Raw genomic sequence first — 12,785 nt, 5'->3', positions numbered from 1 at the left:
GGGACATGTGAGACCCCGCAGTGGTCAAAAAGGTAGGCATGCTAATACCACGACGTCCTGTCTTAACGCATACATGACCCACATCGCGTGGGCCTAGGAGGCTCATCACGCGCCCCACGGAAAGCGAGTATCCCTCCGTTCCAATCAACTAAGATCTTTCTTAAATATCAACAAAGTTTACGAAAACAGCAAAAAAATACATAAAAAACGTATAGAAACGTTTTCTATGTATTCTGTAATTGTTTATTTGAAAATGTAGGGTTGATTGTTTGAGATAGTTCAATAGCTTTTTGATATTGATATGTTTTAATGTAAAACCTATATAACTCTTCACCATATTGCTCGATATAAAACTTATGATTTGTAGAGTTGAAAAATGGAAGTGCCTCTTCAATTAGGAATTGAAAATACTGATTTAATTTATTCTCTGCTTTATATTTAAATAATTTAAGTAAAATAGTGTGCACTGGGCTTTTTAACATTTTTGCTAAAGCTGTACCTCTAGTTATTATTTTAATTAAAACCTCTTTTTCGATAAGAGATCCTTCGACACATGTCTCAACATAATTACATAATCTTCTTAAATAATTAATTGAATTATTGTTTTCTGTTTCATTTAAACTTTCCTCAAAATATTGTAATGCTTCCTCAAACTCTGCTCGTTTAAAATACTTAACCCCTAAATTATTTAATAAAATAGCTTTTCGGTCCCGTGCGCCTAAAACTTCACAATTATGAATCAAAGCTTTATATCGATCAACAACCTCATCAAAGTCTATTTCCAATTCACTGCCGTATTGTAATAACATTAAAGATTCTGCACTTATTGCTAATAAATAATTATTCGTTCTCTGAAAAAATTTGAGTGCCATTTCCGCATATTTGTATGCTAATATTTTTGAACTACTGTAATGGTAGGCAATAGCAAGATGATGGTAATATTCTTCATTTCGATAGACTTCAATATCTATTTTTTTTAATAGTTTAATCGCCTTTAGATGGTCTTCATTGCTTGAACTTGTATAAATTTGAATATAGTACATCCCTTGAAGATGATATAATAGATTTTTTTCAAAAGGAGATAAGTTAGGAAATTCCTTTTTAACGTATTTAATTGTTTGATTAACCATCTCCAAATTTGGTTCGTTAAAATAATACCTAGCTCTGAGTAAATAATAATGAGCTGCATATTGTGAATACTCAATAAAAGGTATCTGTTCAAGTTCCACTCTTAGCTCCTCAACTTGATTTTCCTTTTTTAAAATTAATGCTTCATGCCAAAGATGGAGCTTTTTATCAATCAAGTGAAAAGATTCGATTTCTTGTTCAATATCAATTCCTAATCGTTCTGAAAATAAGGCGATAATGTCAGGTGAGTAAGCAGTTTTTCCTCGTTCAATCTTGCTAACATGAGTAGTTGTACAGATGCCTTCACCAAGCATTGCTTGAGTTAGGCCCATTTTTTCGCGATAGAATTTTATGATTTCACCTTCTAACATATTCGCCCTCCTTTATACTTTTTTCTTTTTCTTCTTTATCTAATTATTCTTGATTGAAAATTTTTTCCCTTTAAAGTACCGAACAATTAAGGCATTCTACCTAAATATTCCGAAAATAAACAAAAAAAAAGAATGAGGCAAAAAATATACTTCATTCTTTCCGACTAATTTTTTCCATTTTAGACAATTGCATTGATCAACATGATAAAGGCTAATGCAAAGCTTAATATTTATTACAATGAAATGTTTATTTTTTGGCTGATTCACGCATTTCGCTGAAGTTATAGAAATCCATTGCTCTTATTAGGGTCCCGCACCTTCCTCTCCAATCATCTTCTTAATAAATAGTATGAATTAATCCATGCCCTTTTTATTGTAAAAATAAGAATTAGTTGATTGAGAAAATTTTTTTCGTGTAAACTTATTGTATATAAAATGTTTTTTTACATGAAAGGGTTTTCATTTTATTGTTAAAAAATTTTCTATTTTCCTTTATACTATGTATATGGAGTTAGCCTAACAAAAAAAAACGTGAAAAATATTCTTTCTAACAAGCTACGATCTGAAGAATAAATACTACTTTTTGAAAGGTGCCAATCAAATGGAACAAACAAATAGTCTAGGTAAAATTCGTTCTTACTATGCGCGATTCAGTGATAAAGAGAAAAAGATTGCTGACTATATATTACAAAACCCAAAACATATCATTCATAGTACAATTACTGAAGTGGCTGAAGATTTAAATGTTGCAGATGCAACTGTGTTTAGATTTTGTAAACGAATTGGATTTAAAGGTTACCAAGCACTTAAAATTGCTCTTGCTACAGAGATCATGACACCTATTCAACAAATTCATGAAGAAATTAATGAAAAAGACGACGAAATTACAGTAGCTAATAAGATTTTCAAATCAAATATTAGAACGCTAGAGAACACAGCGCAAATGCTAGATAGTCAATCATTTAAAAAAGCAGTAGAACTAATTTTACAAGCTAATCGAGTATTTATTTATGGATTAGGCGGATCTTCTGTCATTGCAATGGATGCTTTCCATAAATTTATTCGTACGGGAGTAAAAGCAAACGCTTACACTGACTCACACTTTCAATTAATGTCAGCCTCTCAATTATCCAAAGAGGATGTAGCAATTGTTATCTCTCATTCAGGTTCGAATAAAGATACGATTAGAATTTTACAAGTATTAAAAGAAACAGGTGCCAAAACAATTGGTATTACAGGTTTCCCTAAATCACCTTTAAGTCAAAATGTTGATGTTTCCCTTTACACATCATCAGAAGAAACTGAATATCGCCCGGAGGCACTTTCTTCTAGAATTGCTCAATTAAGTATTATTGATGCTTTATATGTTAATATCATGATTTTGAATTCTCATAAGGCGAAAACATCATTTGAAAAAGTGAGAACTGCCATTTCCGAAACTAGAACATAATTTAAATAATCGAAAAAATAGACACTACATTCTGCATGTAGTGTCTATTTTATGAGTACATCTTACTTTACTATTTGTGTAACAAATTGCTTTAAAAACTTCATAACTTTCATATGTACCATCGCCATTTCTTCAGGTGAATGTGGTACATCTTTTTCTAACCATTCCTCGATTACACCAAAAAATGCTGATGAAATAAATGCTGTAGTATATTCTTTCGGTATCGCATTTATAGAGTGGGCTTCAATCACTTTAACTAATTTCTCATATAAGGCTATTCTGATAAACTCCTTCATTTTTTTCGGAAAACCAGGATCGCCTTTGGAACTAAGTAAGATTTTAATAAATCGACTATTTTCCATTAAATAATGAAATACTTGAAGAATTGGCGGATAAATCATGTCTTTTGAGTAATACTCATCAAATTCATATGGCTTCACGCTAATAAATTTTTCTTGTAAGCCTATTAATATTTCATTTTGACTTTTTTCCATTAAATCATATTTATCACGATAATGTAGATAAAATGTTCCACGATTTAGTCCGGCGTTAACTGTAATATCACTTATCGTAATTGCATCAAATCCCTTTTCCTCAATTAAATCCACTAACGTATCTCTAATTAATTTTTTTGTTTTTGCAACTTTCAATTCTCGTAACGATTGAGTCAATTTAATACACCCTTTAAATAATATTTTCAAAAGACTAAACACTTTTTTAAAATGTGTTGAACAATGAACATTACCTAATGTATTGCTCATTGTTAATAATTAAAAATCATTGTAATATTTCCTCATAACAATAGTCAACACGTTGTTCATTAATTATGTTTTTCATTAAGGGGGAAAGTCTATGAATTTATTTAAACAAAAACAAGCACTATTAGCACCGCTAATTGTATTAGTGATAGCAGTAATATTCAGTCTGACATTAGCATCTACCGTGAATCCAACACCAAAAAATCTTCCTATCGCAATTGTGAATTTGGACCAAGGTGTTACGATTCCTTCAAAAGGAAATGTTAATATGGGAGCAATGATGGTATCGAAAGTTAATGAATTAGGAAAAAGCACATCAGATGAACCCGCGATTAAATGGATACGTGTGTCTAGTGAAGAAAAAGTAAGAAACGGTTTACATGATCGAAAGTACTACGCAGCATTAGTCATACCAAAAGATTTAAGTATTAAACAAGCATCTTTAAAAACTGCTAACCCATCTTCAGCAACTATTCAACTATTGATAAATCAAGGAATGAATAGCAATGCATCAACTATGGCAAATCAACTATTAGCACATCTAATTGAAAATATTAACTTAAACACTCGTACTGAAATTTTTAATGAATTAGATAAAAAAGGGGTAACATTATCGGCAAAACAAGCATCTATTTTAGCTAATCCTATTATTAGTACCGTTGAAAATGTGAATCCAATTGGTACACACGCTTCAGGTGGAAACGCTCCGGTTGTGTTAATTACACCTCTTTGGATGTCTAGTTTGATTGGTGCAGTAATAGTATTCTTTGCAAAAAAGAAATCATTACTGTCTAAAGCAGCCAATCGTTTTAAAATAATAATCGAACAGCTCGTTTTAGCAATTATTTTAGCATTTGTAGCAGGTTTCGGAATTACCCTTATGGCGAATTGGATTGGGATTAATCTACCTAATTTTGTAGATACAGCATTATTCTTAACAATTGCATATTTCTGTTTTCATATCTTAATCTCTGCGGTCATGTCATGGATTGGTCTTGGAGGGGTTGGAATTTTTGCATTAATCTTTTTCTTCTCTGGCTCAATAATTGGTATGGCACCAGAATTACTTCCAAACTTCACAAGAGACTGGATTTACTCTTGGGTACCAATGCGTTTTGGAGCGGACGGCTTACGAGGAATATTCTATTTCGGTGAAGGAATATCAATGAGTCATTCGATGAAAGTATTATTATGGATTGGCGCAGTTTCTCTCATTTTATTATTAAGTTCTACATTAAAAAGTAAAAAAGAAATAAAGGAACATACAGTTTCAATTCAACATTAATAAAAAGAGAAGCAAATTCACTCAGAAAAAATAGTGAATTTGCTTCTTTTTTTAAAATTTTATTTAACTTTTATTACTTTACCTTTTGTCATTTCTACTAACTCATTTGGCGCTAATTTAAAAATCGCTTTCGGATGGCCAGCAGCAGCCCAAACTTCACTATAGTGAAGTAAATCTTCATCGATAAATGTAATGATTGGATTTTTATGCCCAAGCGGGGCTACTCCACCTATTACAAAACCTGTTTGTTCTCTTACGAATTCTGCATCGGCTTTTCCTAACTTTTCATTGAGTTGGTTTTCAATCTGCTTTTCATTAACTCTATTTACACCGCTTGCTACAACTAAAACCGGTATATTTGAGGTTTCTAAACGGAAAATGATTGATTTCGCAATTTGAGCAACTTCACAATTTAATGCATCGGCCGCCTCTGCTGCAGTGCGGGCACTATTAGGTAGTTCAACTACTTTATTTGTATATCCTAGTTCTAAAATATAATCTTGAACTACTTGTGCACTTTCTTTTAACATTTCCACTTTCATCACTTCCTTCTATTGATTTTTTTATTATTCAATAGTTCCTCTAGCTTTTCCTCTAGTGAAATCGAACTATTTCCACCAAGTTGAAGTAGGAAATTCTTTAATTGTTAGATTAATTGACTCACCTATTTTAGGTGTAGAGATTTGTAAGTTCGAGTCTTTTGCAGCTTTTAATACCCTTTCGACAGGATCATTCCAATCGTGGAATGCAAGTGTAAAAGCCCCCCAATGAATAGGTACTAGCACTTGACCTTTTACATCTACAAACGCTTGTACAGTTTCTTCAGGCAGCATATGAATTGCAGACCACCTCTCATCATATTGTCCACATTCCATGAGTGCGATATCAAAGGGACCATACTTCTCACCAATTTCTTTAAAGTGGAGAGCATAGCCGCTATCACCACTAAAGAATATTCTATTCACTTCGTTCGTAATAACCCATGAACACCATAAAGAAGAATTGCGATCAGTTAAACTTCGCCCTGAAAAATGTCTAGCCGGTGTACATGCTAATGTTAAATCTTCAAATTTAAATTCATCCCACCAATTATGTTCAGTTACTTTTTCTTTCTGAACTCCCCAGGTTACTAAGTGACTGCCGACACCTAATGGAACAATAAAACGATTTACCTTTTGCATTAATTTTTTGATCGTACCATAATCTAAATGATCGTAATGATCATGTGAAAGTATGACTGCATCAATTTTTGGTAAATCATCTATTTCGAATGGCAAACCTTTGCTAAAGCGATTACCACCAAATTGAGGGAATGGTGAAGGTGTATTTCCAAACATTGGATCTACAAGAATGTTTTTCCCCGCTATTTCAATTAATAATGCGGAATGTCCAAACCATGTTATTTTTGTATCTTCATTCCTATTATTTAATTTGGATGCATTCATATTTGTCATTGGTATATGCTCTTTTGGCGTTCGGTTGGGATTTTTCTTTATAAAATCTCTAAGCATTGTATATGTAGTTTTCAAATCTGAACTCATACTAGTTGGTATTTGGTTCACGAATTTTCCATTTGAATAATTTTCGAGCGCTCGATAACTTTCCATCCTTGCTTTAGAATACTTCTTTCCAAAGTGTGGATATGTGTTTAAAAATATGATAATTATTACTACCAATATCGCTAATATTAATAAAAAAAGCATTTTTTTAATACCTCCATAATCCCCTTAACAAATCTATTTATTCGTTGTTTTGCTGATATTTTCTTAACACTAACATACAAATTAACAAGTAAACAAATTTTAGGAATAGAGTAATTGTTTAATTTGTTATATAAAAAACACCTTTTATGATTGGATTCATAAAAGGTGTTTTTTAGTTTTGCTGTTTCTTAAACTTTCTTACGTTTAAGAAATGCGATTAGTTGATTCCACTCCAGGATGCTCGCTTTCCGTTGGTCTGGTGCTGAGCCTCCTGGGCCCACACGATATAAAGTTACATTAGTTAATCGTTCTTAATAAGTTTGCCATTTCGATTGCAGACATTCCAGCGTCCCAACCTTTATTACCTGCTTTTGTTCCAGCTCTTTCAATTGCTTGCTCTATATTTTCTGTTGTCAGTACCCCAAAAATAACTGGTACGCCAGTTTGAAGGGAAATTGCAGCTACCCCTTTCGCTACTTCATTACATACATAGTCGTAATGAGTTGTAGCTCCACGAATTACTGTACCTAGTGTAATAATTGCATCGTATTTTTTTGTATCTGCAAGTTTTTTAGCCACTAATGGAATTTCGAATGCGCCTGGAACCCAAATCACATCAACATCCTTTTCCTCTACCCCATGACGAATTAAAGCATCCTGTGCTCCACCAAGTAATTTTGATGTAATAAATTCATTGAATCGTCCTACAACTACTGCAACCTTTAATCCTGATCCTAGTAAATTTCCTTCAAATTTCATATTAATCTCTCCTATTTAATAGTTTAGTAAGTGTCCCATTTTTTCAATTTTGGTCGTTAAATATGTCTTGTTCGCTTCTTTCAATTCACCTTGTAATGGAACTCGTTCGGTAATTTCTATTCCATATTCTTTTAATTCATCTATTTTTAATGGATTATTTGTAAGTAATTTTATCTTTGAAATTCCTAAATCCTTTATAATTTGGGCACTTAATACATAATCTCTTAAATCTGCTTCAAAGCCTAAATCTAAGTTAGCCTCAACTGTATCAAGTCCTTCTTCCTGCAACTTATATGCTTTTAATTTATTAACTAACCCAATCCCTCTTCCTTCTTGACGCATGTAAATAATTGCACCATTACCTTCTTTTTCAATCATTGAGAGCGAGGACTGTAATTGATGGCCACAATCACATCGACAAGATCCAAACACATCACCTGTTAAGCATTCCGAATGAACTCGTATTAAAACAGGTTTCCCATCGTCTATTTGCCCTTTTACTAATGCCAAATGCTCCTTATCATCTAATTTATTTGTATAACCTATCATCTTAAAATCACCAAAATCAGTTGGTAAATTAATTTCTACTTCTCTCGTAATAAGTTTTTCTGATTGATTTCGAAACGCAATTAAATCCTTTATTGTAATCATTTTTAAATTGAATTTTTCTGCAACTTTTTTAAGTTCAGGTACTCTAGCCATTGTTCCATCATCATTCATTATTTCACAAATAACACCGACTTCTTTTGATCCAGACATTCTAGCTAAATCAACCGCTGCCTCAGTATGACCTGGTCGCTTAATAACTCCACCTTTTTTAGCGATTAAAGGAAAAATATGCCCTGGTCTTTTAAAATCGGTACCTTTTGATTCTGTTTTTAGCATTTGCAAAACAGTATGTGAGCGTTCAAACGCAGAGATACCTGTAGTTGAATCCATATGATCAATACTGACAGTAAAAGCTGTTCCATGAGAATCAGTGTTATCCGATACCATATCATGTAAATCTAAATGTTTTGCAATTTCTTCGGATACTGGAACACAAATTAGTCCACGTCCAAATGTTGCCATAAAATTTATATTTTCTGGTGTAGCAAATTCTCCACTTACGACAAAGTCACCTTCATTTTCACGATCCTCATCGTCACAAACGATAATTACTTTTCCTTTTTTTAAATCTTCAATTGCTTCTTCTATTGTAGAAAACATTTGCTTACTCCTTTATACATAGCCATTCTGAGATAGAAATGCAGCTGTAATTTTGGACTCGTTTTTCGGTTGATTCATACCAATCATTTTTTCAACATACTTAGCTAGTAAATCAAATTCGATATTTACTACATCGCCTACATTTTTAAATCCGAGAATTGTATGTGAGCGAGTATGTGGAATTAAAGATACAGTGACGAAATCATTCCCTGCTTCAAAAAGTGTTAAACTTGTGCCGTCGATCGTAATACTACCTTTGTTTATGCAATATTTCGAAAATCGACTTGATATTTTAAGCTTATAAACGACTGCATTTTCCATCGACTTAATTGAGAGTATTTCTCCAATTCCATCAATATGACCAGATACAATATGTCCACCGAATCGACCGTTTGCGGACATCGCCCTTTCCAAATTTACTTTATGATTAGGTGATAAATTTTTTAAATTAGTAGCTTGATAGGTCTCCGGCATAACATCAACAGAAAATTGCTCCTTTGTAAATTGAGTAACGGTTAAACAAACTCCATTTACTGAAATACTATCTCCCAAATGAATATCATCTAAAATAGTTGTCGCTTGAATTGTTATTAGTAAAGTATTTCCTTTTTTTACAATGTTTTTTACAGAACCTATTTCTTCAACAATACCTGTAAACAATTAATTCACCTCATTTCGGAGATGCATATGAATATCGTTTACATAGGTCTCAATTGATACTAAATTTAAAGTTATTGCATCCTCCATAAATTCAATACACTCAAAGTTCCCTAAATTCATAAATAGTTGATCCAACTTATCACACCCTCTAATTCAATTTAATTTGAAAAAGTGAAAAAGCCCCTTAGAAAAAATCCTAAGGGGCTTTAGATGTTTAAGAAAGGAAGCAAACTTAAATAAACGCTATCATTATTTGCAAATATCAATATACAAAATAATCAACGCGTTTCTTGCTGTACCACTTAGATAAATGGCATAACAAACTAAGCCTACACTAATCGTATTGAAAAAATTCAAATGCCAATTAGTATATGCACTCCATCCTTCTCCCATCCAGACTATACTGTCGGCTCTAGATTCTAACTAGATCAGCAACATACAAATTTCATATGAAGCTCACGGGCTTAGTATAGTAAAACTAAACATCACCGCCGGTTGGGACTTTCACCCGACCCCGAAGGACACTATTTATCAAATTTGTTTTATTATAACTAGCAAAAATATTATTGTAAAGAAATAAACCTGGAAATTGTGATTATTAAAATATAGGCTCTGTTAAAAAATATTGTTGATTTCCGTTACAGGATGCTCCCTTTCCGTGGGGCGTGAGATGAGCCTCCTCGGCAAGCCTGCGGGGTTTCAACCTTCTCGCTACTCCCACAGGAGTCTCGCATATCCGTTCCAATCAAATCTCTTATACACTCTTTGCTTTAAATCCTGTTAAACCTTTCAGAACAACGCGTTTTGTTTAATATCAACAATAAACATTATCTGAGCAAAAATATAAAAAAAGAAACCTCTTGAACAAAAGGTTTCTTTTACAATGCTTAGTTTGAATTCATAGTTTGTTATAAATCACTTCCAGCTTTTACGATTACTACTTGTTCTTTTATATTTTCTTTTCTTTGTAGCCAAATAAAATAAACAGTAACAACTACAATTAAAATTAATATGATTGGTGAAGAAAATAATAAAATTCCTAGAAAACAAATTGCAAGAATTCCTGAGCCTATTTTTAAATAAATTGACTTAAATAAACGCATACATGCTAATACGCCTAATAGTGCATTACATAAGAAGAAGGCATTAGCAATTGATACTAATTGCTGAATACTAACGATATCCATAAAGAAAAGAATGAATCCGACTGTGTGTATACAAAACAAACTTAGCAATGCACGTGACGCGACATTATTTTTATTTTTATATGATAACCATGTTGGTAATAATCCGTTTTTTGCTTGATCTGATATTAGCCTAGAAACTGCTCCAATTACTAACAGAACTGTACTAATACATAAAGCAATTGTAATGGTCGATATAATCGGAGTTGCCCATCGACCAAATAAACTTTGAAGTAATGGAGCTAAGGATTGATCTGATGCAATCGATTCTTTTGAATGAACCCACTGGAATGCCAGAGCTACCGTCAGACTTACAAGAGCAATCACTGAAAAACTTAATGCTACAGCTTTTGGTATTGTCTTTTCAGGAGACTTTACTTCTAATGAGTAACTTCCAATTACTTCCCACCCAATCAATGCCCAAAACAGCAATAATAAGCTTTGACCAAAATCTTTCACAGTAATTGAATTGGATAAAGATATAGTGCCATCAACTGTAAATAATGTATGAAAGCTACCTACAAGTAGAGTTACTACTATAAAACTCGACATAAAAAATGCAAATTTCCCTATATCTGCAATATTCCTAGTTAAGATCAAATACACAAAACATAGTAAGCCGATTGTTAGCCATTTTTCATTAAAGAGAGTTTGGGTTGTTAATAATTGTAAATAATGTCCCGCTGTCCCTAACACTGCAATAGGACCAAAACAAACTGCTAGTAAAAAGAATATAGCTGAAAGATTTTTAATTTGAGTTCCAAATGCACGCTCTACTGCTAAAGGTACACCTGAATCACCCGGAATCATCAAACTTAATTTCCCGAACATATTTGCAAATAACCTACTTAAACCAAGCATAAGTATCCAAGCAAAAATTGCATAATTTCCAGCAATTTCAAATACAGCAGGAGGTAATATGATAATTCCTGAACCCAATATTGGACCGATCATTAGCCCACTTAGCAATATATACCCTATTTTCCGATTCTCCATAAAATCACCTCAAAATTTATTGAAAGAAATAGTAATCTCGTATAATTTAATTATATGTAATGACATATAATCGGTAAAATGAATATATACGATATTATCAATCGAAATTTTCGATAGAAGGAGGTATTTATGGAAATACGCCATCTGATTACATTTAAATCAATCGTAGACTTGGGTGGTTTTTCAAAAGCTGCAGTCCATTTAGGGTATGCTCAGTCTACCGTTACAGCACATATCCAAGCACTTGAACAAGAATTAGGTGTCCCATTATTTGATCGAATCGGTAAAAAGGTTCAATTAACCGAAGTTGGTGGTCATTTTCTTACCCATGCAATTGATATGATTCAACTCTATACAAAAGCAAAAGACGTGTTTCGAATGGATAAAGAAGAACCCACGACTCTTCGGATTGGCGCGCCAGAGTCCCTTACAATTTATCGCCTACCATTTATCATTCAGTCCTTTCGGAAGCTTTATCCAACCGTAAATATCATTATGAAATCAGGGTTATGCTGGGAATTACAGGATGAGCTTAGAAGAGGTGATTTAGATATCGCATTCTTCTTGCAAGCACCATTATCAGATCCAGATTTGCATATGGAAACTCTTGTTGAAGAAAAACTTGTCATCTTGTTACCTCCAGATTCGGAAACAAATCGAACTCTGACTCAGTTTTCGTTATATGAAAACGAAAATATACTACTGACTGAACAAGGAAGCTATCGAGACTATTTTGAGGCATTCTTAAGAAGTAAAGGGATTGCCACTGAATCTGGAATCGAATTTTGGAGTGTCGAAGCAATAAAACAATGTGTCATGTGTGGACTTGGTATTTCAATGCTACCGCTGATGACAGTAAATAATGAAATCGAACAACAAAAAATGCGCTCAATTGAATGGGATACTAACTTAGGGAGTGTATTTACAATCATGGCATGGCATAAAAATAGATGGCAATCTCATGCTACAAGAAAATTTATAGAGATTGTAGAAGAACGTGCAAAAATATGGAGACAAAAATAAAATAAGCACAACTAGTTGAACAGCAACTTAATTAGTAGTTAAAACTATCAATTAAGTTGCTGTTAAATATTACACTAGTTTGTGCTTTTTTTGACTCTCGACTAAAAGATAATTCAAAAAAAAGGACTTATTAAAGTAATCTAACTGTGTAAAGATAGTTGAAGTAAATGTGTAAGATTCCTCTGGGAGTAACGTAAAAGGTGAGACTCCGCAGGCGGGATGAAATTAAAGGAGACTCACCAACCGTCACACTTAAAAA

General features: G+C 32.9%; 11 protein-coding genes and 1 riboswitch. Of the genes, 3 read left to right on the top strand and 8 right to left on the bottom strand.

The genetic code is table 11. The features are described 5' to 3' along the window. Positions 1 to 224: 224 nt before the first annotated feature. Positions 225 to 1,499 carry a helix-turn-helix domain-containing protein gene (locus B7R65_RS07835; RefSeq protein ID WP_088042214.1) on the bottom strand — a complete coding sequence of 425 codons (1,275 nt, stop codon included), beginning with the start codon at positions 1,497 to 1,499 and terminating at the stop codon, positions 225 to 227. 601 nt (positions 1,500 to 2,100) lie between these two features. Here B7R65_RS07835 and B7R65_RS07830 point away from each other — a divergent pair. Beyond that, a complete protein-coding gene (locus B7R65_RS07830; RefSeq protein ID WP_088042213.1) occupies positions 2,101 to 2,949 on the top strand; it encodes a MurR/RpiR family transcriptional regulator in 849 nt (282 codons plus the stop codon). Between the two features lie 62 nt (positions 2,950 to 3,011). Here the strand turns inward: B7R65_RS07830 and B7R65_RS07825 are convergent, their stop codons facing one another. Continuing rightward, positions 3,012 to 3,710, bottom strand: coding sequence for a TetR/AcrR family transcriptional regulator (locus B7R65_RS07825; protein WP_088042212.1), 699 nt, complete (start codon positions 3,708 to 3,710; stop codon positions 3,012 to 3,014). A 91-nt stretch (positions 3,711 to 3,801) separates the two neighbouring features. Here B7R65_RS07825 and B7R65_RS07820 point away from each other — a divergent pair, with 91 nt between their 5' ends. Continuing rightward, positions 3,802 to 4,992: a YhgE/Pip domain-containing protein gene (locus tag B7R65_RS07820; protein WP_088042211.1), complete on the top strand. Its 1,191-nt coding sequence runs from the start codon at positions 3,802 to 3,804 to the stop codon at positions 4,990 to 4,992. A 59-nt stretch (positions 4,993 to 5,051) separates the two neighbouring features. Here the strand turns inward: B7R65_RS07820 and B7R65_RS07815 are convergent, their stop codons facing one another. From B7R65_RS07815 to B7R65_RS07790, 6 genes are all read right to left on the bottom strand, one after another. Continuing rightward, positions 5,052 to 5,522, bottom strand: coding sequence for a YbaK/EbsC family protein (locus B7R65_RS07815; protein ID WP_088042668.1), 471 nt, complete (start codon positions 5,520 to 5,522; stop codon positions 5,052 to 5,054). Positions 5,523 to 5,600: 78 nt separating this feature from the next. Further along, entirely contained in the window at positions 5,601 to 6,695 is a 1,095-nt protein-coding gene (locus B7R65_RS07810; protein ID WP_088042210.1) for an MBL fold metallo-hydrolase, read from the bottom strand. Between the two features lie 297 nt (positions 6,696 to 6,992). Next, a complete protein-coding gene (ribH, locus tag B7R65_RS07805) occupies positions 6,993 to 7,454 on the bottom strand; it encodes a 6,7-dimethyl-8-ribityllumazine synthase (RefSeq protein WP_088042209.1) in 462 nt (153 codons plus the stop codon). A gap of 15 nt (positions 7,455 to 7,469) precedes the next feature. After that, positions 7,470 to 8,663: a bifunctional 3,4-dihydroxy-2-butanone-4-phosphate synthase/GTP cyclohydrolase II gene (locus tag B7R65_RS07800; protein ID WP_088042208.1), complete on the bottom strand. Its 1,194-nt coding sequence runs from the start codon at positions 8,661 to 8,663 to the stop codon at positions 7,470 to 7,472. Between the two features lie 12 nt (positions 8,664 to 8,675). After that, positions 8,676 to 9,323 carry a riboflavin synthase gene (ribE, locus tag B7R65_RS07795; RefSeq protein WP_088042207.1) on the bottom strand — a complete coding sequence of 216 codons (648 nt, stop codon included), beginning with the start codon at positions 9,321 to 9,323 and terminating at the stop codon, positions 8,676 to 8,678. A 377-nt stretch (positions 9,324 to 9,700) separates the two neighbouring features. Further along, a riboswitch (FMN riboswitch) is annotated at positions 9,701 to 9,849 on the bottom strand. A 382-nt stretch (positions 9,850 to 10,231) separates the two neighbouring features. Next, a complete protein-coding gene (locus B7R65_RS07790; RefSeq protein ID WP_088042206.1) occupies positions 10,232 to 11,503 on the bottom strand; it encodes an APC family permease in 1,272 nt (423 codons plus the stop codon). A 129-nt stretch (positions 11,504 to 11,632) separates the two neighbouring features. Here B7R65_RS07790 and B7R65_RS07785 point away from each other — a divergent pair, with 129 nt between their 5' ends. Then, positions 11,633 to 12,526 (top strand): LysR family transcriptional regulator, encoded by an 894-nt coding sequence (locus B7R65_RS07785; RefSeq protein WP_088042205.1) that lies wholly within the window; start codon positions 11,633 to 11,635, stop codon positions 12,524 to 12,526. The last annotated feature ends 259 nt before the right edge of the window (positions 12,527 to 12,785 follow it).

Source organism: Bacillus sp. EAC, assembly GCF_002156875.1.
Classification (GTDB): domain Bacteria; phylum Bacillota; class Bacilli; order Bacillales; family Bacillaceae_G; genus Gottfriedia.
Note: the sequence above shows the minus strand (reverse complement) of the source record. Positions and strands in the feature narration are given on the sequence as shown.

What these genes read in the sequence shown, in the direction of transcription:
- B7R65_RS07800 (WP_088042208.1), bottom strand. Translation starts at nt 8,663, where the DNA reads ATGTTTTCTACAATAGAAGAAGCAATTGAAGATTTAAAAAAAGGAAAA.
- B7R65_RS07830 (WP_088042213.1), top strand. Translation starts at nt 2,101, where the DNA reads ATGGAACAAACAAATAGTCTAGGTAAAATTCGTTCTTACTATGCGCGA.
- B7R65_RS07810 (WP_088042210.1), bottom strand. Translation starts at nt 6,695, where the DNA reads ATGCTTTTTTTATTAATATTAGCGATATTGGTAGTAATAATTATCATA.
- ribH (WP_088042209.1), bottom strand. Translation starts at nt 7,454, where the DNA reads ATGAAATTTGAAGGAAATTTACTAGGATCAGGATTAAAGGTTGCAGTA.
- B7R65_RS07820 (WP_088042211.1), top strand. Translation starts at nt 3,802, where the DNA reads ATGAATTTATTTAAACAAAAACAAGCACTATTAGCACCGCTAATTGTA.
- B7R65_RS07790 (WP_088042206.1), bottom strand. Translation starts at nt 11,503, where the DNA reads ATGGAGAATCGGAAAATAGGGTATATATTGCTAAGTGGGCTAATGATC.
- B7R65_RS07815 (WP_088042668.1), bottom strand. Translation starts at nt 5,522, where the DNA reads ATGTTAAAAGAAAGTGCACAAGTAGTTCAAGATTATATTTTAGAACTA.
- B7R65_RS07835 (WP_088042214.1), bottom strand. Translation starts at nt 1,499, where the DNA reads ATGTTAGAAGGTGAAATCATAAAATTCTATCGCGAAAAAATGGGCCTA.
- B7R65_RS07825 (WP_088042212.1), bottom strand. Translation starts at nt 3,710, where the DNA reads ATGAGCAATACATTAGGTAATGTTCATTGTTCAACACATTTTAAAAAA.
- B7R65_RS07785 (WP_088042205.1), top strand. Translation starts at nt 11,633, where the DNA reads ATGGAAATACGCCATCTGATTACATTTAAATCAATCGTAGACTTGGGT.